Below are 19,052 nucleotides of genomic sequence, written 5' to 3'. Positions count from 1 at the left end.
CTCCGTGGCACATCTGCGTACGAAGCTCGGCCGACGGATCACGGCGGAAGGGTGCCCGGTGCGGCGCGGCCGGGTGGGTGATCCGCGCCGGCCACGGCCCACCGGCCCCGTCGGAACCGCACCAGCAACGGCACCAGGCGGGCGACCATCATCAGCGCCAGCGCGGCCCACAGCCAGGCGATGCCGGCATCGGTCACCAACACGAGCCCGGCCAGGGCGAGCATCACGGCGCCGGCTGAGGTCATGGCCCCGGCCAGGTAGCGCAGGTCGCCGGCCCCGATGAGCACCCCGTCGAGGGCGAAGACGACCCCGGCCAGGGGCTGGAGCAGCGCGACCCACATCAGTAGGTCGGCGGCGAGGGCCTCGACGGCCGGGTCGTCGCTGAACAGCCCGGCGAGGGGTGTCCGCACCGCCAGGATCATGAGGCCCGTGGCGACCCCGCCCAGGAGGCCCCAGGCCAGGATGCGGCGTCCGGTGGCCCGGGCCCGGGCCGGCTCCCCGGCGCCGAGGCTCGTGCCCACCAGCGACTGGCCGGCGATGGCGAGCGCATCGAGCGTGAGCGACAGGAACGTCCACACCTCGAACGCGACCTGGTGCCCGGCGAGCGGCACGACCCCGATGCGGGCGGCGACGGCGGTCGTGGCGCCGAAGGCGAGGCGGAGCGCGGCGGTGCGGATCAGCAGGTCGCGGCCCATCAGCCCGAGGCGGCGCAGCGCAGCCGCGTCGGGGCGGAGCGACGCGCCGTGCCGGCGGGCCGCGCCCACGACGCGACGAAGGTAGACCGCGGCGCCACCCGTCTGGGCCAGCACCGTGGCCAGGGCCGAGGCGCCGATGCCCTGGTCGAAACCCTCGATCAGCAGCACCTGGATGCCGAGGTTGGCGAGCGACGTCACCACCGCGACCACCAGTGGGGTGCGGGCGTCCTGGATGCCGCGGAGGTACCCGGTGCCGGCCATGGTGACGAACAGGGCGGGCAACCCGAGCAGCGAGATCCACAGGTACACCCGGGCGTGGCCCGCCACCTCGCCCGTCGCGCCGAGCACGCCGATCAGCCACGGCCCCGCGGCGAACAGCGCTGCCGCGACCACCACGGCGAGTCCGCCGGCGAGCCACAGGCCCTGGACCGCCAGTCGGGCGGCGCCCGCGGGGTCGCCCGCCCCCGTGCGCCGGGCCACCGACCCCGTGGTGCCGTAGGCCAGGAAGATGAAGACCGTGTAGCCGGTGAGCAGGATCGTCGAGGCCACCCCGAGCCCCGCCAGCTCGGGCGTGCCCAGGTGGCCGACGATCGCCGTGTCGGCCAGGACGTAGAGCGGCTCGGCGGCCAGGGCGCCGAGGGCGGGGACGGCGAGGCGCAGGATCTCCCGGCGGGACGCGACCGGCGCCGTCAGTCGACCGTGACCCGGGTGAGGAGCCAGCTGGTGAGACCCGTGAAGGCCGCACCGACCACGAGCGGGACCACGATGCCCGAGGCCACGGTGAGCGAGCCCAGGCGGAGCCCGACGCCGGTGTACTGCGAGAGGATCGAGGCGGTGTAGGCCCGCAGCGAGAGCTTGGCCGCGGTCGCGCTGGCGGTGGCGACGAAGCCCTCCCAGATGAGGATGTAGGCAATGCCCCACACCAGGGCCCGACGGAAGCGCAACCCGAGGGCGGTGAACACCCCCGCGTAGCCGATCGTGCCGACGATGGTGGCCACCGCGGTGGCGCCGACGAGCGCCGGGCCCGCACCGGTCGCCGCCGCCGCCAGCACGAGGGGAAGGAACACGAGCGGCAGGGCAACGGTGATCGAGGCGAGGGTGGCGGCGGCGGCGATCTTCCAGCGGGGCACCGGGGTGAGCCACAGGTAGACGAGGGTGCGGTCATCGACGGTGTCGCCCAGCGACGAGCTGGCGAACATCAGGGCGCAGATCGGCACGACGGTGGTGAAGGCGAAGTTGTTGATGAACTCGGTGCCCGCGGTGACCTGGTCGTCGGCCCCGGCCCGGACGGCGAGGCCCACCAGCACGGCCAGGCCACCCAGGGCGACGATCACCGCGGCGCGGCCCCAGGTGAGCTGGTGGCGCAGGAAGACGCCGTAGAGCCGCCGGAGAGCTCCGGGGGGCGATGTCGCGCTGGGGGCGGCGGGCGGCTCGGACACGGCAGGGGAGGAGGGGGCGGCCATCAGCGGCCCACTAGGTACCGGAACACGGAGTCGAGGTCGTCGTCGAGGGGCACGACCTCCCACAGGTGGGCCCCCGCGTCGCGGGCGACAGCGGCCACGGTGCGGCGCAGGTCACCGACCCGGTCGGTCTCGACGATCACCGAGTCGACGTCGACGACCTCGAGGCCGATGATGCTCCTCGCCGCCAGCAGCCGCCCGGCCAGCTCCTGCGGGCGGTCGGTGCGGATGCGGATCCGGTGCGGCCGGTCGTCCATGAGGTCACGGATGGCCCGGAAGTCGCCCTCGGCCGCGAGCCGCCCCTGGACGATCACCAGCACGTCGGACCCGAAGCGCTCGACCTCCTCGAGCACGTGGCTCGACACGATCACGCACCGCCCCTCGTCGCCCAGGCGGTGGAACAGGTCGGTCATGTGCCGCCGCTGGCGGGGATCGAGGCCGGTGAGCGGCTCGTCGAGGACGATCACCGACGGGTCGTGGACGATGGCCTGGGCCACCTTCACCCGCTGGCGCATGCCCCGCGAGTAGGTGGGCAGGTGGCGAGGGTCGGCGGGATCGAGCTCGACGAGGGTGAGGGCGTCGGCGGCGGCGTCGAGAGCCTGGGGGACGCCGCGGAGCAGGGCGCACGTCTCGACCAGCTCGAGGGCGCTGAGCCGATCGAACACCGTCTCCTGCTGGGGTACCAGGCCGAGCGACCGGTGCACCCCGATGTCGGTGCGGGGGTCGCGGCCGAGCACCCGCACGGTGCCCCGGGCCGGGGCGACCAGCCCGCAGAGCAGTCGCAGCAGGGTCGACTTGCCGGCGCCGTTGGGGCCGAGCAGGGCGGTGACGCCGGCGTCGAGGGTGAAGCTCACCTCCGACACGGCGACCACGTCACCGAACCAGCGGGTGCAGGCATCGACCACGACCATGGCCTCGGAGCTGGCGTCCGCGTCGGTGGGCCCCGTCACCGGGCGGCGCTCGCTCATCGGTGCACCACCTCATCGTGGGTCGCGTCCAGCGCCGGTCCCATCACCGGGCACCGATGAGCGCGGAGGCTTCCGCACGCTCCGCCGTCAGAGAGCCCGTACTGTCTGACTCGCTCGCTGCGCTCGCTCATCGGGTCACCTGCAACCGCTGGTAGCGCGTGCGGCACACCGCCGCGCCGAGCAGGGTCCAGGCCGCGACACCGGCGATCGCCGCCGGCAGGGTCAGGTCGGTGACGAGCGGTTCCTCGCCGTGGATGAGCTGGACCAGGTTGAAGGGACCGTTGATCAGGCTGAGGGCGTAGAGCGACCCGGGCAGCTCGGCCGCCTCGATGAACACCGCCATGAAGAGCGACGAGACCACGACGAGCAGCAGCAGGGCGGCGGTGGCGAACGCCTTGCGGTCGGTGAGAGCCGACACGCCCATCGACACCGCGGTGTAGAGCAGGCTCAGCGCCGCTCCCGCCACCACGATGCGGGCGAAGGTGGCCGCCACCCCGGCCGGTCCGTCGGGTCCGACCCCCTGGAGCATGTAGGCCACGAGCATCAGCAGGGGCGGGCCGACGGTGACCAGGCTGAGGACGGTGAAGGTCGCGGCGGCCTTGGCCGAGAGGTAGGTGTCGCGGGTGAGCGGCGACGCCAGGTAGATGCCGAGCATGCCGGTGCGGCGGTCGGTGCAGAGCACCTCGGGCCCCACGAAGGCGACGAACAGGGTGATGGCGGCCTGGATGAACGGGAAGTACTCGCCGTAGGTCGGCAAGGGATCGATGTCGGTGAGCTCGTCGGTGGGCACGAGGGCCACCAGCCCGATGAACACGATGGCGGGCACGTAGGAGATGGCCACCGACACGACGGGGAGGATCTTCGCCCACGGCGAACGCCGCAGGCCGAGGGCCCGTTGCACGCTCTGGCGCCACACGGTCACGACCGCCCCGCGACCCCCGGACCGGGGGCCGGCGTAGGCCCGGTAGCCCCGGTCGACGATGCGGGCCCGGGGCGCGCCGGGGATGAGCTCAGCCATGGGAGCCCTCGGGGGATCGGGCCTGTCCGCCGACGAGCCCGGCGGAGAGGAACACCTCCTCGAGCGAGCGTCGGCGCGGCTCGAGCCGCCGCACCGGGAGCTCGAGGCGAGCCAGCTCGTCGCGGACGAGGTCGAACACCTCGGGGCCGCCGGTGACGTAGATCCGGGCTCCCTCCACCTGGACCGGGACGCCGCGGGCGGCGACGGCGTCGACCAGGGCGGCGCCGTCGCCGGCCACCTCCACGACGACGCCGCCGGTGCTCGTGGCCTGGAGGTCGCTCAGCGCACCGCTGCTCACGACCCGCCCGGCGTGGAGGATCACCGCCGCGTCGGCCACCCGCTCGACCTCGTCGAGGACGTGGCTCGAGAGCACGACGTGGATGCCGAAGTCGTGGCCCACCCTCCGGATGAGGGCGAGCATGTCGTCGCGCTGGACCGGGTCGAGGCCCTCTGTCGGCTCGTCGAGCAGCACCAGCACGGGGTCGTGCACGATGGCCTGGGCCAGCTTCACCCGCTGGCGCTGCCCGGTCGACATGGTGCCGAGGGGCCGTACCCGCTCCTCGCCCAGACCGACCTGCCACAGCACGTCCGACGCCCGCCCGGTGGCCTCCCGGCGGGGCAGGCCGTGCATCTCGGCGACGTGGCGCACGAAGTCGACGGCCTTCACGTCCGGCGGCAGCGAGTGGTGCTCGGGGGAGTAGCCGACGCGGGCCCGCACGTCGGGTCCCGCCTTCGTGGGATCGAGGCCCAGCACCGCGATGGTGCCTTTGTCGGGCCGGTGGAGCCCGAGGAGGAGACCGAACAGCGTCGTCTTCCCCGACCCGTTGGCCCCCAGGAGACCGGTCACGCCGGGACCCACGACGACGTCCGCGCCGGCGAGCGCGAGCGTCGTCCCCCAGCTCTTCACCACCCCCGAGGCCCGGATCACCATGGTGTCGGCGCCCAGGGCAGCCGGGGCGGCGGGGGCGACAGACGACACGGAACGACCCTACGGCCCGGGGCCTCCTCCCCGTCCCGCCCCGTGGGTGATCCGGGGGCCGTATTGTGCGCCTCACGTGGTGTCGGCGCGCCCGCCGGGGTTCGGGGCGCGCCCTGGAGATGGAGGGGACAGGTGACGGGCGTGATCTTGGCCGCTGGAGGCCTGGTGGAGGAGTCCACCGTTGCGTGGGTGTTGATCGACGTGGCCATCATCTTGGTGGTGGCCCGCTGCGTGGGCGCCCTGTTCCGGAGGATCGGCCAGCCACCGGTCGTGGGCGAGATCCTCGCCGGGCTGATGCTCGGACCGCTCCTGCTCGGCTCGGGCACCGTGACCGAGCTCTTCGGGCTCGACCAGTCGATCAGCGACACGCTGTTCCCGCTCGAAGCCCGCCCGTTCCTGAAGGTGCTGGCCGAGATCGGCCTCATCATCTTCATGTTCGTCGTCGGCCTCGAGCTCGACATGAAGCTGATCCGGGGCAAGGAGCGCCTCGCCGCCGGTGTGTCGCTGACCTCGGTCGTCCTGCCCTTCACCCTCGGGTTCGGCCTGGCGTGGCTCATCCACGACACGTACCTGCCCGAGGGCATCGACTTCCTGCCCTTCGGGCTGTTCATCGGGGCGTCGATGTCGGTCACCGCCTTCCCGGTGCTGGCCCGCATCCTCACCGAACGCAAGATGCAGCGGACCCCGGTGGGGGCCGTCACCCTCGCCTGCGCCGCCATCGACGACATCCTGGCCTGGTCGCTGCTGGCCCTCGTCGTCGCCGTCGTCGAGGCCAGCACCGGGGGCGCCGGGGCCAACCCCGCGGTGGAGCTGGGCCGGGTGATGGGCCTGACCGTCGTGTTCGGCGTCGTCATGTCGGTCGCCGTGAAGCCGGTGCTGGTCAAGCTCAACGAGCGCTTCCGGGCGGTCGGCTTGTCCCCCGACGTGCTGGCCGCCGTGCTGGCCCTGCTGTTCATCGCCGCCTGGTGCACCTCGCAGATCGGCATCCACTCGATCTTCGGGGCCTTCATGCTCGGCATCGTCTTCCCACGCGAGGGCGCCGAGGCCTTCACCCACGCCGTGCTCGAGCGCATCGAGAGCGTCGCCGTGCTCCTGCTCCTCCCCCTGTTCTTCATCGTGACCGGTCTGAACGCCCGCGTCGGCCAGGTCTCGATCGTCGAGTTCCTCGGGGTGCTCGCCGCGGTGCTGGCCGTCGCCTGCATCGGGAAGTTCGCCGGCGCCACCCTCGCGGGGCGCATCCAGGGCATGTCGTGGCGGCGCTCGGCGGCCATCGGCACCCTGATGAACACCCGCGGCCTCACCGAGCTGGTGCTGCTCTCGATCGGGCGGGACAAGGGCGTCCTCGACGACACGCTGTTCACCGCCCTCGTGCTCATGGCGATCATCACGACGCTCATGACCTCGCCCCTGCTGAAGAGGATCTACCCGGACCGCATGGTCGAACACGACGTGGCCGAGGCCGAACGGGCCGCGCTGGGCGATGCCATCTCCTTCCGGCTGCTGGTGGCCATCGACGACCCGGCCCGGGCCGAGCCGCTGGTCGACATGGCGTGTGGCATCGCCCTCTCCCAGCAGCCGGCCGAGGTCGTGCTCACCTCCTTCGAGCAGCAGGAGGAGACCGACGGTCGACAGATCGCCAGCTTCCTCGACACCATCGCCTCGGAGCTCGACTCCCTCCACGGCCTGGAGGAGAGGGTGCGGGCCCGCGGCCTGTCGGTGCAGTCGTTCTCCCAGCGCACGACCTCCCTCGCCGCCGACATCGCCGCCCAGGCCCAGCGCATGGGCGTGCGCTTGGTGCTGGTCGGCGACCGGCGCGACGACCCGCACTGGGTGGCCACCGTGGCCGAGCTCGTGGCTGCGGGGCCGGCGGACATCGGCGTCGTGGTCGCCCCCCTGCCCCGGCCCGGAGCGGCGTCGGCGTCGGGGGCGCCGGTGGTCGAGGTCGGCGACGGCCCCGCCGGCCTCGCCGCCCTGGAGTACGGGGTGCGCCTGGCCCTGGCAACCATCGCGGGGCCAATGGTCGTGGGCCTGGACGAGAGCGCGCGGTCGTCGCGCCGCTACCGCACCGTGCTCGATCGCCTGGGTGCCCTCGGCCGCCCGGGCCGGAGCCTCGCCGCCTCGCTCGAGACGGTCGAGGGGGCCGAGGCCGCCGCCGGGGCGGTGGCCGTCGTGCGCCCCTTCGCCGGCCCCGAGGGCCTGCAGCCCGTCGAGCGGGCCCGGCCCGACGCCGAGCGCTTCGGCTGCCCGGTGCTGCTCGTCGCCCCCGATCCCAACCAGATCGAGCGCACGGGCCTGAACAGCCTCCTCGCCGAGGTCGAGCCCCTCCCGACCCCCGTGGACTGACCGTTCCCCCCGACCCGGAGGGTCACCGCACCAGGCTGGACTCGAACACCGCGGTGCGACGGCCGAGGGCGACGCGCAGGCCGGGGGTGAGCACCACCGACTGACCGGCGGGGATCGGCACCCACTGCTGCTGGGCCTCGTCCCACACGAAGGAGCCGTTGGTGGCCGAGAGGTTCACCAGGTGGACGTCCCACTCGACCAGGCGGAGCTCGGCGTGAGCGCGGGAGATCGACCGCTCGGGGTCATCGACGGGCAGCGGCAGGGCCAGCCCCTCCTGCACCAGCTCGCTCACCTCGGGCTGGCGGCCGACCACGTAGTCCGACGACAGCGAGAAGGTGGCGCCGTCCTCGAAGACCATGACCCCCAGCGGAGGGCGGGGGCCGCGCGTGAGGACCTGGGTGTTCTGCACCATGGAGATGCCGCACGACGAGCAGAAGCGCGAGCGAGGGTCGTTGAAGTGCCCCCGCGAGCAGATGACGCCCTGGACGAGCACCTCGCTGGTGGCCTGCTCCGGGGCCCGCACCTCGGCCGGGTCCAGATCGAGCGGGAGGGCCTCGCGCTCCTCGACCTCATCGGCGTCGAGGGCGCCCAGCAGCTGCGAGGTGAACCCGGCGCCGGTGGCCGCTGATGGCGCCATGGTGGCGGGTTCGTAGGCCGGCGGGGCTTCGCCGACCGGTGGTTCGTAGGCTGGCGGGCCCTCGTCGACCGGCGGTTCGTAGGCGGGCGGAGGCTCGACGACGGGCGCGCCGTGGACCGGCGGTTCGGCTTCGACGGGGGGCTCGTGAGCCACCGGCGCCGTGCCGGGCGGTCCGACGACGGCAGGGTCCCAGGCCGGCGGTTCGTCGACCGGCGGTTCCCAGGCCGGCGGGCCCTGGGCGACCGGCGCCTCGTCGACCGAGGGCGTCTCGGCGGCGGGCTCGACCGGGGGGGCGGACGGCGATGCGGCGGGGCCGCCCCAGCTGGGCTCGTCGGTGAGCGGCGGCTCGGCGGGCAGCGGCTCGATCGGCGGGGAGGCGAAGGCGGGGACGGCCTCGGGTGCGGGGGGCGTGCGGTCCTCGGGCGGTGGGCTCCAGGCCTGGGTCGGGGCGTCGAGCCCGTCGTCGGCCGAGTCGCCCGAGGTGGCCGCCTCCGGCGTCGACGAGGGCGGGATGACACCCATGGGAGCGTCGGTGACGCCGGTCAGCATGGTGAGGGCGAAGCCGCTGCCGGGCGCCGAGCCCGCCTGCACGTCGACGTCGAACACGGCGACGGGCACCGTTTCGCCGGCCCGGTGGGCGACGATGGTGTGGAAGGGCCCCGAGACCTCGCGGTCGATGCCCGTGAGGGTCCCCACGGCGCTGATGACCTGCTCCTCGCCCTCGCCCTGCAGGCGGATCTCGACCGGCCCGTAGGCCTTCACGTAGAGCCCGGCGGGGGTGGCGGCGACGAGGGCGAAACCGGGCAGGCTGGTATCCGCGTCGGCCCCGACCATGGTGGCCAGCTGGCGGGCCAGGTGTCGCCCAGGGACGGCATGGTCGTGGGCCAGCACCTCGTCGACCAGCCGGGCCACGTCGGCGACCGGCGTGCGGGCGGCGACGAAGAGCACGGCACCGGTCGACCGGCACACCAGGCCGTCGGCGCCCGGCGAGGGGGCGAGGCGGGCGGCGGCGAGGTTCATGAGGGGCTCCCAAGGGCGTCGAGGGCGTCGGCGAGCAGAGCGGCGGTGGGGAACCGGGCCGAGAGGTCCTTGTCGAAGCAACCCCGGATCAGCTCGGCCTCGGCGTCGCTGAGACCGGGGTCGAGGGTCGGGGGCGAGGAGAGCACCCGGCGAACGGCGAGGAGGGGATCGCGATCGGGCAGCTCGCCGTAGATGCCCTGGCCGGTGAGCACCCGGTGGAGGGTGACGCCCAGGGCCCAGATGTCGGTGGCCCGCGACGCCCGCTCGCCGCGCATGATCGCGGGGTCGAGGTACTCGACCGACCCGATCGCGCCGAGGCCGGTGATGGTCTGGCCCGGGGCCAGGACCTGCACCAGCCCCAGGTCCGAGAGCTTGGCCCCCTCGTCGGTGAGCAGGACGTTGGCCGGCTTGATGTCGCGGTGGGCGATGCCGGCCTCGTGCAGGTGGTGAGCGGCGCGCGCCGCGGCGGCCAGGGCCCGGATCTGGCCGGCCCGGTCGAGCTCGCGTGCCGGGTGGGCCAAGGACCCGAGCGGGCAGTACTCCATGGCGTAGTAGCAGCGACCGCCCTCCTGGCCCGCGTCGTAGAGCGAGACCAGGTGCGGGCTGCGCACCTTGGCGAAGGTCCGCAGCTCGCGGGTGAGGCGGTGGAACGTCTCCTCGCCCGCGGCGACCTGGAGGACCTTCACCGCCACCTGCGGTGCGGCGATGCCCAGTCGCGGCGGGGCGGCGGCCAGGTAGTAGGTGCCGTTGCTGCCCTCACCGAGGGGCTGGATGAACTGGTAGTCAGCGATGCGATCCATGGTCCCTCGATCAGACGAGCCGGCCGCCGGAGAAGCGCCAGCGGACGAAGAAGATCTTCATCGGCCCGTTCGCCGCTAGCCAGGTGACGATCCAGGTGGTGAAGAACAAGAAGACATACGCCGCCACCGGCACGAACGGCTTGCCGCTCTCGGTCTCGAGCGGGTTGAGGCTGCCGACGTGCAACAGCAGGAAGGTCGAGATGCCCTCGGGGATCATCGTCAGCAGGTGGAACAGCGCCGGCCAGTCCTTCTCCCACCGGAACTGCATGAGCAAGTGGTAGAGCGGCTCCCAGACGAGGCAGCCGAAGATGGCGGTGATCACCAGGGCCGCGAAGGCCAGCTTGTAGGCGGCGACCAGCCCGCTGTCGCCGACCATGTTGTCGATGGTGAAGGCGACCTTGTACCCGTCCTGGCCCGGGGCGTTGACGAGCAGGAACGGCGAGATGAGCAGCGTCCAGAGGGCGCCCACCGTGAACAGCACGAACAGGCGGGTCTGGATGCGTCCGAACAGCACGGGGGTCATCGGTCGAGCTCGGGACGGGGACGGGTGGGTGCGCCCGGGTCGGAGGGCAGAACAGCTCGGTCCGAGCGCCGGGTGCTGATCGTCGCGCTGGGGTCACTCACCTGGTCGCTCGCCCTCTCTGGCCCGGCACCGCGGTCCGAGCGGGCTCGCTCAGGAGCCACTCGGCTCTCGGACCAGGCCGGAGCGTAGCGTCGTCCTCCGGGCTCGTGGTCCGGCTCGGGGAGGGGACCCCACCGGCTGACGGGAGGACCTGTCGGGACCCGGTTGGACGGCCGGACGGAGGTGCGCGACACTCCCGAGCGATGTCCGCTGGCACCTTCCTCGTACTCGGGCCCTAGAGCGCACGCCGCCGGCATCACCCGCGTGCGCTCCCACGACCTCCCCTCGGGGAGGTCGTCGTCGTTTTCGGCGCACCTTCCCGCCACCCCCGCCCTGCCACCCCCACCCGACCGGGACCGAGACCAGGAGACCGAGACACCATGGAGCTGAACGGAGGCCAGTCGCTGATCCGCGCCCTCGAGATGGAGGGGGTGGAGGTCATGTTCGGGCTGCCCGGCGGCGCGATCCTGCCCGTGTACGACCCGGTGCTGGACTCGACGATCCGCCACATCCTGGTGCGCCACGAACAGGGCGCCGGCCACATGGCCGAGGGCTACGCCCACGCCACCGGGCGCCCGGGCGTGGCCATGGTGACCTCGGGGCCGGGGGCCACCAACATCGTCACCCCCCTCGCCGATGCCTACATGGACTCGGTGCCGATGGTCTGCATCACCGGCCAGGTGCCCACGGCGGCCATCGGCACCGACGCGTTCCAGGAGTGCGACATCACCGGCATCACCCAATCGGTGACCAAGCACAACTTCCTCGTCACCGAGGCCGACGACATCCCTCTCGTCATCCGCCAGGCGTTCCACCTGGCCACCAGTGGGCGACCGGGGCCGGTCCTCGTCGACATCCCCAAGGACATCGTGGATCCCACCCACCCCCGGTCGGCCACGGGCTGGGACTGGCCGACCGACGAGGAGGTGGCACGCTCCCTGCCCGGGTACCACCCGGCGACCTCCGGTGACCCCGCGGCGATCGAGCGGGCGGCGGAGATGATCCTCGCCGCGAACCGCCCGGTGCTCTACGTCGGCGGCGGCGTCCTGAAGGCCCGGGCCGCCGAGGTCCTGCGCGAGCTGGCCGAGCTCACCGACATCCGCGTCGTCACCACGCTCATGGCCCGGGGCGCCTTCCCCGACAGCCACCCCCAGTGCCTGGGCATGCCGGGCATGCACGGCAACTACACCGCCGTCACCGCCATCCAGCGCTCGGACCTGCTCGTCGCCCTCGGGGCCCGCTTCGACGACCGGGTCACCGGCAAGGTCGACGGCTTCGCCCCCGACGCCCAGGTCATCCACGTCGACATCGACGCTGCCGAGCTGGGCAAGGTGCGCCGCCCCGACGTCCCGATCCACGGCGACTGCCGGCTGATCATCGAAGACCTCGTCGCGGCCGTGCGGCGCCAGCAGGCCGCCGGGTCCACCACGCCCGACCGCACCCCGTGGAGCTCGACGATCAGCGGGTGGCAGGAGCGCTACCCGCTGGCGTACGAGGCCCCTGAGCCCGGCGACCACCTCAAGCCCCAGATGGTGCTCGAGCACCTGCGCACCTCGGTGCCCGAGGACACGATCCTCGCATCGGGGGTCGGCCAGCACCAGATGTGGGCCAGCCAGTACTGGACGTTCCGCCACCCCTACACGTGGGTGAACTCCGGCGGCCTCGGCACCATGGGCTTCTCGGTGCCCGCCGCCATCGGCGCCAAGGTCGGTCGCCCCGATCGCATGGTCTGGGCCGTCGACGGCGACGGGTGCTTCCAGATGACCGCGCAGGAGCTCGTCACTGCCTCGGCCGAGCGCATCCCGGTGAAGGTCGCCATCTTGAACAACGCGTACCTCGGCATGGTGCGCCAGTGGCAGGAGATGTTCTACGAGGAGCGCTACTCCGAGGTGTACCTCTCGCCCGACCTGCCCGACTACGTGAAGTGGGCCGAGGCCATGGGCTGCGTCGGGATCCGGGTCGAGTCGCCCGAGGAGATCCAGCCGGCGATCGACAAGGCCAACGACATCGACGACCGCCCCGTCGTCGTCGAGTTCCGCACCGACAGCCGGGAGAAGGTCTTCCCCATGGTCCCGCCGGGCAAGACCAACGACGACATCCAGGTCCCCCCGTTCCAGGCCGGCGGCGAGGTCGGCACCGGCGAGGGGGGCCACTGATGGGCCGGCGCGACGCCCTGCCGGGAGACGAGGTCACCCACCACGTCCTCTCGGTGCTCGTCGAGAACCGATCCGGCGTGCTCTCCCGGGTGGCGAACCTGTTCTCCCGGCGGGGCTACAACATCGTCTCTCTCGCTGTGGCCCCCACCGAGGATGCGGACTTCAGCCGCATCACCGTCGTCGTCGACGTCGAGTCCTCCCCGTTGGAGCAGATCGTCAAGCAGCTCGACAAGCTGGTGAACGTGGTCGAGATCAGCGAGCTCGACCCCCGCCACTCGGTCGAGCGCGAGCTGCTGCTCGCCAGCGTGTCGGCCCCCCCGGCCACGCGGGGCCAGGTCGTCGAGCTGGTGCAGATCTTCGAGGGGCGGATCCTGGCCGTCACCCACGAGGAGCTGACCGTGTCACTCGAGGGTCACCCGACCAAGGTGGACGACTTCGAGGAGATGCTGCGACCCTTCGGCATCCGTGACATCCAGCGCACCGGGCGCGTCGCCCTACCCCGCCTCGACCGGGCGCCCGAGCCCGCCCCCGCGGGCTCGCCCCGCACCTGATCTCCGGGGCGATCCCGCCCCACACTGAACGGGAGCCTGCTCCCACCGATGAAAGGCACTGCACAGATGGCCACCGTGTCCTACGAGGCTGACGCCGACCGCTCACTCATCGCAGGGAGGAAGGTCGCGATCCTGGGTTACGGCTCCCAGGGCCACGCCCACGCCCTGAACCTGGCCGACTCCGGCATCGACGTGCGCGTCGGGCTCCGGGAGGGCTCGTCCTCCGCGACCAAGGCCCGCGAGGCCGGCCTGGCGGTGGCCGGGCTCTCCGAGGCCACGGCCGAGGCCGACATCATCATGATCCTCCTGCCCGACACCGAGCACGAGGCCGTCTTCACCGAGCACGTCGCGCCCAACCTGAACCCGGGCGACATGGTGCTCGTGGCGCACGGCTTCAGCGTGCGGTTCGGCTACGTGACGGCGCCCGAGGGCGTCGACGTCGCCCTCGTCGCGCCCAAGGGTCCCGGCCACCTCGTGCGTCGCACCTACGTCGAGGGCGGCGGCGTGCCGGCGCTCGTCGCCGTGCACCAGGACGCCTCCGGCGCGGCCCGGGGTGTGGCGCTGGCCTACGCCGATGCCATCGGCGCCAGCCGCGCCGGTGTGCTCGACACCACGTTCGAGGAGGAGACCGAGACCGACCTCTTCGGCGAGCAGGTCGTGCTCTGCGGCGGGTTGACCGCCCTGGTGCAGGCCGGCTTCGAGACCCTCGTCGACGCCGGGTATCAGCCCGAGTCGGCCTACTTCGAGTGCCTCCACGAGCTGAAGCTCATCGTCGACCTCATGTACGAGCAGGGCATCGCCGGCATGCGCTACTCGATCTCGACCACCGCCGAGTACGGCGACGTCACCCGCGGCCCCCGCATCATCACCGACACGGTGAAGGCGGAGATGAAGACGATCCTCGATGAGATCCGCTCGGGCCGCTTCGCCGAGGAGTTCGTCGGCGAGATCAAGGGCGGCGGCTCGCGCTTCGACGCCCTGCGCCAGGCCGGCAAGGAGCACCAGATCGAGACCGTCGGCGCCGAGCTCCGCGGCATGATGCCGTGGATCTCCCAGGGCAAGACCAAGGTCGAGGACGCGAGCGGCGGCGACTGAACGTATTGCGATCGCCCGCCTTCGACGGCACCTGGCGGCCTGTGGTCACTTATTAGTGTTCACAGACCGCAACGCTGTATCCTGGCGGCATGGCCCGAACGACCGAGGCCGATCTGGTAGCTCAGGGCGAGACTGCGTTCGCTCGCGCCATCAAGTCCCTCGGCCATCGTGCGATCGAGACGCCTGGCGACGTGGGTTGGGACCTGAACGTGACCGTGGACGGGATCGAGGTCCCGGTCGAGACAAGGGCGGCCTCGGTGGTCACACCGGAGACGGTCGCCCGCATGCTCGCCTCGGTGGACAAGCGAAGCAAGGCCGTCGCCTGCGTCGCCGTGGGCGACCTGATCACCGGCCCGGCGCAACAGGCGCTCCGAGACGCCGGTTGGGGGTGGCTCGACCGCCGGGGACACCTCGTGGTCCGGGCCAAAGGTGTGCACATCGATGCTGACGTTCCACCCGATGAGCGACTGACCGCTGGAGGACCACCGAAGCCGATCTCGGGTACCGCAGCGATCTCGTGGGCCGCGGCGCTCCTGCTCGCACCGGAGGATCCGCCTTCGATGCGTGAGGTTGCGCGTCGGGTCTCGATCTCGCATTCGGCGATCGTCGCGGCGGCGAAGAAGCTCCGGGCGGCGTCGTTGGTCCGCTCCGACGGTCGCCCCCTCGTTCCCGAGCTGTTCTGGACCTTGGCGGAGGAGTGGCATCGCAGCCCGGTTGCTCTCGCTCAGCTCCCACCAGTCGGCGATGCCGACACCTACGGCGCGCTCGGCATGAACCTCGACGAGGACGGCCCCGGATGGGCCGTCGCCGGGACCGTTGGCGCCGTCGTGTGGGGAGCGCCGATGGCGATCGGGGGCGCCTATCCACTCGACTTCTACGTCCCCTCGGCAGTCGAGCTGCGCCAGGCCACACTCCGCCTCGGCGAGGCAGCGCGCTCCGAGGACCGGGCCTGCACCGTGGCCGTGGCTCCGACCCCGCTCGTCTGCGCGTCGCGCGACGACCGCGAGACCAGCGAATGGGGCCACTGGCGCTTCGCCCACGGCCTGTTCGCGGCCCTCGACCTTGCGCAGGACCAGGCCCGGGGGGGCGAGATCCTGGCCGAATGGGACCCGAAGGACTTCACGCGTGTCTGGTGAGCGAGTCGTCCTCGCCGGCGGCGCTGACGGGAACGCGGCCCGCCTGGTGAAGGCGACCGCACGGCTGGCTGAGGCGGACCTCGGTCCTCACGCGCTGATCGGGGGACTCGCCGTGATGTGCCGTCTCGCCGCTGTGCACCGCGCGACTCAGGACGTCGACACGGTCACCGAGACCACGGCACCGTCGGCGGTAGAGGTGATCGCGTCGAGCATCGGGTCGACCGACCTCTCCAACCCAAACCGGGTGCTCGTCGATGGCGTGAAGATCGACGTGATCGACACCGAGGGCTTCCGGCACGAGGACCTCGACGGCGTCGGCCCGGAAGATCGGCTCTTCGTGATCAGCCATCGTTGGGCACTCGACACGGCGACGGGTACCGAGATCGTCGCCGGGGGCGCGGTGGCTGCGATCCGGGTGGCGACGCCGTCGGCGCTCGTGGCCATGAAGTCGGGTGCGGTGCTCCGCGGTCGTCCCCGCGACCCGCGCAAGCGGGCCTCGGACCTCTATGACGTGTACCGGCTGCTGCTGGAGTACGACCGAGCCGGGGCCGTCGCCGAGTCATTGACGGCGGCACCGTTCCGGCTCGGCAGCCTGGTTGGCGATGCCCTCCGCACGCGGATCGTCGATGAGCCCGAACGTGCTGTCCGCTGGCTGCTCGGTGGAGGTCAGGAGATGGGCGCTGTCACCCCCGACGACCTGAGCGACGTGGTCGGCCCACTCGTCAACCGGCTGCTGAGCTGACCGTGTCGCGGGTGCGGTCCGCTCGTCGGACGGCGACCGTCGTTGGCACTCCGATTGGCACTCCACGGGGCGCCACGGGGCCGGATTCGGCAGCAGTCGCCGGACTGTGCGCTCCACCTGAGCTGGTAGAGCGGCAGTCGACTCCACCAGACGGACCCGTCGGAAGCGTCTACGGATCAGAAGGTTGGGGGTTCGAGTCCCTCCAAGCGCGCTGAAGTCCCCGTGTCAGAGGCCGTCTTCGGCGGAGGCCCTTGTCCGGGGCACTGCCGTGAGGGGCGTGAGGGAAGCAGGAGCCCCGGAAGCGTCCGGGATGCTGCGTCTCACCCCCGCTTCTCACGACGCGTCAGTTCCGAGCACGACGGTGTGCACCAGGGCGGCAGGGTCAGCTGGTACGTCGAGGGCTGGTCCGGCCGGGGCCCTCTGACGGCCGCCAGCAGCAGGTGACCAAGCAGGCTTCGCCACCACGGCGGACGCCGCCCGGGCCCGGCGGAAGAACCTCGACGAGGTCGACGGGCGGCCAGCAGTTCGTCGCTGCCCGATGAGCTGTGCCCCGATCGGGAGCCCGTTCGCTTTGTGGTGCAGCGGGAACGAGAGCCCGGGTTCACAGAGGCGGTCGTCCGGCCGTGGTGTCGACGAGCGCTCGGACGGTCATCTCGAGCAGGGTCTCGAACTCATCATCGGTGAGGTCGGAGTTCTCGACGAACCGTTTCGAGATGAGTGGTCCCTGGATGATGTGCATGGCCAGCTCCACGTTGGTTGTGGGAGGGAGCTCTCCACGGGCGATGGCGCGTTGAAGAGCCACCACGGTCGGACCTCGTGGTTGAATCCGTTCCTGCCTGAACAGCGCGGCGGCCTCCAAGCTGTGCATCGCCCGTGTGAGCATCCACGCGAACACCTCGCGGTTGATGGGCGAGCTGGCGATGTCGAGGTAGTTCCGCTGGATCTCACGCAGATCACCGATGAGCGAACCCGTATCGGGCCCGACGGTCTCGCTCACGCTCGCCGTCGCGGCAGCGAACACCAGGCCGTCGATCCCACCGAAGTGCCGGTACAGGGTCGTCTTCGCGACCCCGGCCCGGCGGGCAACCGCTTCGATCGACACCGCGCCGATTCCCTCCTCGACGAGGATCTCGGTGGTCGCCCGGAGCAGCTTGGCTCGAGCGGCTTTGCTCGGTGGGCGACCCATGACGCTACGAACCGTACCGGACGATGAGATCGAGCCAGACGCAGCCAAGGTGCGGGCACCTGCTATTCCGATACGTATCGTTGCGTTATTTGTGGTGCGCTGGTAGGTTCCGCCCCACCCGAACGGCGAGCCTGACGACGTCAGCCGCCGATGAGCCGAGGAGAGGGCACACATGACCGCCGAGACGACGTTCAGACCGTTCACAGTGAACGTGAGGCTCAAGATCTCGGCGCTCTGGACGTCGATGCTGTTCCTGTTCGCCTACGTCGACCACTTCAGCCTCTACCGACCTGACGTCCGGGCCGACATCGAGGCCGGCGAGATCGGCGGGTTCACGGTCGACCAGTCGTTCCTGCTGGGGGCCACCGCCTACGTCGTCGTCCCCAGCCTGATGGTGTTCTGCACACTCGTCCTGCGACCGCCAGTCAACCGACTCGTCAACATCGTGCTGGGCATCGTGTACGCGGTCACCATCGTCGCAGGCGCGATCGGCGAGTGGAGCTACTACGTCTTCGGCAGCGCCTTCCAGGTCGCACTGCTCGCGGCCATCGTCTATTTTTCCTGGACCTGGCCGAAGGAAACGGCACCGACGCGCACGACCGGACGAGAGGCCACACCTCACCACATCCAAGCCACTGCTCCGTAACGCGCCCGCCCCAGGTGCGCACCCATCACGGCGAGCGTCGCGAGAACCATCCCTGTGCCCGGTCCGACAAGCTCTCCGTAGCCCGACGAGAGCTTCGCGTAGGACACGATGATCCCTACCGATCCCTCGCCCCAGGAAGGTCGCGCTTCGAGCGATGATCCGCCTCGTACGGCGCCTCGGGATCCGCCTGATCCTGCCGACACCGGCGACGGTAGCTTCGCGTCCTGCATGAGGGCATCCGGAACTCGACTCAGGCGCGGGGCGCCTACGCGGGTGAGGCGACGCGCATCCCGAGCTGACGGGCGACTGCCGCCATGCGCGCGTCGTAGGTGACGAGCCCGCCGAGGTCGGCCCCGAGGCGCTCAGCGGTCGCCAGGTGGATCGCGTCGAGTGACCGCAGCTCGCTCGGTGGCATCTGCCCCGCCGCGTCGAGCACCCGGTCGTTGAGGCGGACGAGGTCGCAGCGGGCCAAGACCCGGCGGCCGGCGACGAGGGCCGCATCGCCGCCGGGCAGCAGCGCTCGCAGCACCTCGGTCCGAGCGAGGGCACTCGACACCCACGGTCGCCGCCGCCGCAGATGACGGCGCAGCGCATCGGACTCGGGTTCGCGGACTGCCAGCTTCACGATCGCCGAGGAGTCGAGGTAGACGGCGGCCATTCAGCGTTCGTCGCGTCGCAGTCGTGCCAGCACCGCTGAAGGCAGATCGATGTCCGCTGCGAGCATCAACGGCTCAGGCAGGTCGTCGATCTCCCCGGTCGCGGGTGAGACCTCGCCCGTCGCCCGCATCCGTTCGAGCGGGTTCCCCTCCGGGACGGGTCCGAGGAGAGCGACGGGGCGACCACGATCGGTGATCTCCACGGTCTCTCCCCGCTCCACGAGTCGCAGCAGCTCGCTGGCTCGCTGCCGAAGCTCCCGCACACCCACCGACCTCATGAGCTACACGTAGCACATCACCTCCGGATGGACCAGCGCGGGCGGTGATGTCGATGGTCGACCG

At 71.7% G+C, this 19,052-nt stretch carries 18 protein-coding genes; 7 read left to right on the top strand and 11 right to left on the bottom strand.

Translation table 11 applies throughout. The features are described 5' to 3' along the window. Window positions 1–38: 38 nt before the first annotated feature. The 5 genes from VNL12_RS00770 to VNL12_RS00750 all read right to left on the bottom strand — a co-directional run bounded on the left by VNL12_RS00770 (window position 39) and on the right by VNL12_RS00750 (window position 5,120). The gene (locus tag VNL12_RS00770) at window positions 39–1,388 is read right to left on the bottom strand and encodes an MATE family efflux transporter (protein WP_349257770.1); all 1,350 of its coding nucleotides are present in this window, start codon (window positions 1,386–1,388) and stop codon (window positions 39–41) included. Further along, a complete protein-coding gene (locus VNL12_RS00765; protein WP_325590667.1) occupies window positions 1,385–2,158 on the bottom strand; it encodes a hypothetical protein in 774 nt (257 codons plus the stop codon). The genes VNL12_RS00770 and VNL12_RS00765 overlap by 4 nt, the downstream gene beginning before the upstream one ends. Continuing rightward, window positions 2,158–3,123, bottom strand: a complete 966-nt coding sequence (locus VNL12_RS00760) for an ABC transporter ATP-binding protein (RefSeq protein WP_325590665.1) — start codon at window positions 3,121–3,123, stop codon at window positions 2,158–2,160. The genes VNL12_RS00765 and VNL12_RS00760 overlap by 1 nt, the downstream gene beginning before the upstream one ends. Before the next feature lie 127 nt (window positions 3,124–3,250). Continuing rightward, window positions 3,251–4,141: a hypothetical protein gene (locus VNL12_RS00755; RefSeq protein WP_325590663.1), complete on the bottom strand. Its 891-nt coding sequence runs from the start codon at window positions 4,139–4,141 to the stop codon at window positions 3,251–3,253. Continuing rightward, a complete protein-coding gene (locus VNL12_RS00750) occupies window positions 4,134–5,120 on the bottom strand; it encodes an ABC transporter ATP-binding protein (RefSeq protein ID WP_325590661.1) in 987 nt (328 codons plus the stop codon). The genes VNL12_RS00755 and VNL12_RS00750 overlap by 8 nt, the downstream gene beginning before the upstream one ends. Window positions 5,121–5,252: 132 nt before the next feature. Here VNL12_RS00750 and VNL12_RS00745 point away from each other — a divergent pair, with 132 nt between their 5' ends. Further along, window positions 5,253–7,463 (top strand): cation:proton antiporter, encoded by a 2,211-nt coding sequence (locus VNL12_RS00745; protein ID WP_325590659.1) that lies wholly within the window; start codon window positions 5,253–5,255, stop codon window positions 7,461–7,463. A gap of 22 nt (window positions 7,464–7,485) precedes the next feature. Here VNL12_RS00745 and VNL12_RS00740 read toward each other — a convergent pair whose 3' ends face one another. Genes VNL12_RS00740 through VNL12_RS00730 form a run of 3 tightly spaced genes read right to left on the bottom strand, consistent with a single transcriptional unit; the run spans window position 7,486 to window position 10,443 of the window. Then, window positions 7,486–9,120 (bottom strand): FHA domain-containing protein, encoded by a 1,635-nt coding sequence (locus VNL12_RS00740; protein WP_325590657.1) that lies wholly within the window; start codon window positions 9,118–9,120, stop codon window positions 7,486–7,488. Beyond that, window positions 9,117–9,920, bottom strand: a complete 804-nt coding sequence (locus VNL12_RS00735) for a serine/threonine-protein kinase (RefSeq protein WP_325590655.1) — start codon at window positions 9,918–9,920, stop codon at window positions 9,117–9,119. Before VNL12_RS00735 ends, VNL12_RS00740 begins: the two co-directional genes overlap by 4 nt. Window positions 9,921–9,930: 10 nt before the next feature. Then, window positions 9,931–10,443: a hypothetical protein gene (locus tag VNL12_RS00730; protein WP_325590653.1), complete on the bottom strand. Its 513-nt coding sequence runs from the start codon at window positions 10,441–10,443 to the stop codon at window positions 9,931–9,933. Between the two features lie 479 nt (window positions 10,444–10,922). Here VNL12_RS00730 and VNL12_RS00725 point away from each other — a divergent pair, with 479 nt between their 5' ends. The 5 genes from VNL12_RS00725 (at window position 10,923) to VNL12_RS00705 (ending at window position 16,222) form a co-directional block, all read left to right on the top strand. Continuing rightward, the gene (locus VNL12_RS00725; protein WP_349257767.1) at window positions 10,923–12,698 is read left to right on the top strand and encodes an acetolactate synthase large subunit; all 1,776 of its coding nucleotides are present in this window, start codon (window positions 10,923–10,925) and stop codon (window positions 12,696–12,698) included. Then, a complete protein-coding gene (ilvN, locus tag VNL12_RS00720; RefSeq protein WP_325590651.1) occupies window positions 12,698–13,249 on the top strand; it encodes an acetolactate synthase small subunit in 552 nt (183 codons plus the stop codon). Before VNL12_RS00725 ends, ilvN begins: the two co-directional genes overlap by 1 nt. 48 nt (window positions 13,250–13,297) lie before the next feature. Next, complete coding sequence (gene ilvC / locus VNL12_RS00715; protein ID WP_325590649.1) at window positions 13,298–14,344, top strand: ketol-acid reductoisomerase; 1,047 nt, start codon at window positions 13,298–13,300, stop codon at window positions 14,342–14,344. 89 nt (window positions 14,345–14,433) lie between these two features. Then, window positions 14,434–15,480 carry a helix-turn-helix domain-containing protein gene (locus VNL12_RS00710; protein ID WP_325590647.1) on the top strand — a complete coding sequence of 349 codons (1,047 nt, stop codon included), beginning with the start codon at window positions 14,434–14,436 and terminating at the stop codon, window positions 15,478–15,480. Then, window positions 15,470–16,222 carry a nucleotidyl transferase AbiEii/AbiGii toxin family protein gene (locus VNL12_RS00705; RefSeq protein WP_325590645.1) on the top strand — a complete coding sequence of 251 codons (753 nt, stop codon included), beginning with the start codon at window positions 15,470–15,472 and terminating at the stop codon, window positions 16,220–16,222. The genes VNL12_RS00710 and VNL12_RS00705 overlap by 11 nt, the downstream gene beginning before the upstream one ends. Before the next feature lie 601 nt (window positions 16,223–16,823). Here the strand turns inward: VNL12_RS00705 and VNL12_RS00700 are convergent. Then, window positions 16,824–17,408 (bottom strand): TetR/AcrR family transcriptional regulator, encoded by a 585-nt coding sequence (locus VNL12_RS00700; protein ID WP_325590644.1) that lies wholly within the window; start codon window positions 17,406–17,408, stop codon window positions 16,824–16,826. 172 nt (window positions 17,409–17,580) lie between these two features. Here VNL12_RS00700 and VNL12_RS00695 point away from each other — a divergent pair, with 172 nt between their 5' ends. Next, window positions 17,581–18,054, top strand: a complete 474-nt coding sequence (locus VNL12_RS00695; RefSeq protein WP_325590642.1) for a DUF6326 family protein — start codon at window positions 17,581–17,583, stop codon at window positions 18,052–18,054. 265 nt (window positions 18,055–18,319) lie between these two features. On the opposite strand, the gene VNL12_RS00690 is transcribed toward VNL12_RS00695, so the two are convergent. Beyond that, window positions 18,320–18,712: a type II toxin-antitoxin system VapC family toxin gene (locus VNL12_RS00690; protein ID WP_325590640.1), complete on the bottom strand. Its 393-nt coding sequence runs from the start codon at window positions 18,710–18,712 to the stop codon at window positions 18,320–18,322. Continuing rightward, window positions 18,713–18,988 (bottom strand): type II toxin-antitoxin system prevent-host-death family antitoxin, encoded by a 276-nt coding sequence (locus VNL12_RS00685; RefSeq protein WP_325590638.1) that lies wholly within the window; start codon window positions 18,986–18,988, stop codon window positions 18,713–18,715. Window positions 18,989–19,052: the final 64 nt, after the last annotated feature.

The sequence above is a fragment of the Iamia sp. genome (genome assembly GCF_035575815.1).
Classification (GTDB): Bacteria; Actinomycetota; Acidimicrobiia; order Acidimicrobiales; family Iamiaceae; genus Iamia.
Note: the sequence above shows the minus strand (reverse complement) of the source record. Positions and strands in the feature narration are given on the sequence as shown.

What these genes read in the sequence shown, in the direction of transcription:
- VNL12_RS00765 (WP_325590667.1), bottom strand. Translation starts at nt 2,158, where the DNA reads ATGGCCGCCCCCTCCTCCCCTGCCGTGTCCGAGCCGCCCGCCGCCCCC.
- VNL12_RS00760 (WP_325590665.1), bottom strand. Translation starts at nt 3,123, where the DNA reads ATGAGCGAGCGCCGCCCGGTGACGGGGCCCACCGACGCGGACGCCAGC.
- VNL12_RS00755 (WP_325590663.1), bottom strand. Translation starts at nt 4,141, where the DNA reads ATGGCTGAGCTCATCCCCGGCGCGCCCCGGGCCCGCATCGTCGACCGG.
- VNL12_RS00740 (WP_325590657.1), bottom strand. Translation starts at nt 9,120, where the DNA reads ATGAACCTCGCCGCCGCCCGCCTCGCCCCCTCGCCGGGCGCCGACGGC.
- VNL12_RS00735 (WP_325590655.1), bottom strand. Translation starts at nt 9,920, where the DNA reads ATGGATCGCATCGCTGACTACCAGTTCATCCAGCCCCTCGGTGAGGGC.
- VNL12_RS00730 (WP_325590653.1), bottom strand. Translation starts at nt 10,443, where the DNA reads ATGACCCCCGTGCTGTTCGGACGCATCCAGACCCGCCTGTTCGTGCTG.
- VNL12_RS00725 (WP_349257767.1), top strand. Translation starts at nt 10,923, where the DNA reads ATGGAGCTGAACGGAGGCCAGTCGCTGATCCGCGCCCTCGAGATGGAG.
- ilvN (WP_325590651.1), top strand. Translation starts at nt 12,698, where the DNA reads ATGGGCCGGCGCGACGCCCTGCCGGGAGACGAGGTCACCCACCACGTC.
- ilvC (WP_325590649.1), top strand. Translation starts at nt 13,298, where the DNA reads ATGAAAGGCACTGCACAGATGGCCACCGTGTCCTACGAGGCTGACGCC.
- VNL12_RS00710 (WP_325590647.1), top strand. Translation starts at nt 14,434, where the DNA reads ATGGCCCGAACGACCGAGGCCGATCTGGTAGCTCAGGGCGAGACTGCG.
- VNL12_RS00700 (WP_325590644.1), bottom strand. Translation starts at nt 17,408, where the DNA reads ATGGGTCGCCCACCGAGCAAAGCCGCTCGAGCCAAGCTGCTCCGGGCG.
- VNL12_RS00695 (WP_325590642.1), top strand. Translation starts at nt 17,581, where the DNA reads ATGACCGCCGAGACGACGTTCAGACCGTTCACAGTGAACGTGAGGCTC.
- VNL12_RS00690 (WP_325590640.1), bottom strand. Translation starts at nt 18,712, where the DNA reads ATGGCCGCCGTCTACCTCGACTCCTCGGCGATCGTGAAGCTGGCAGTC.
- VNL12_RS00685 (WP_325590638.1), bottom strand. Translation starts at nt 18,988, where the DNA reads ATGAGGTCGGTGGGTGTGCGGGAGCTTCGGCAGCGAGCCAGCGAGCTG.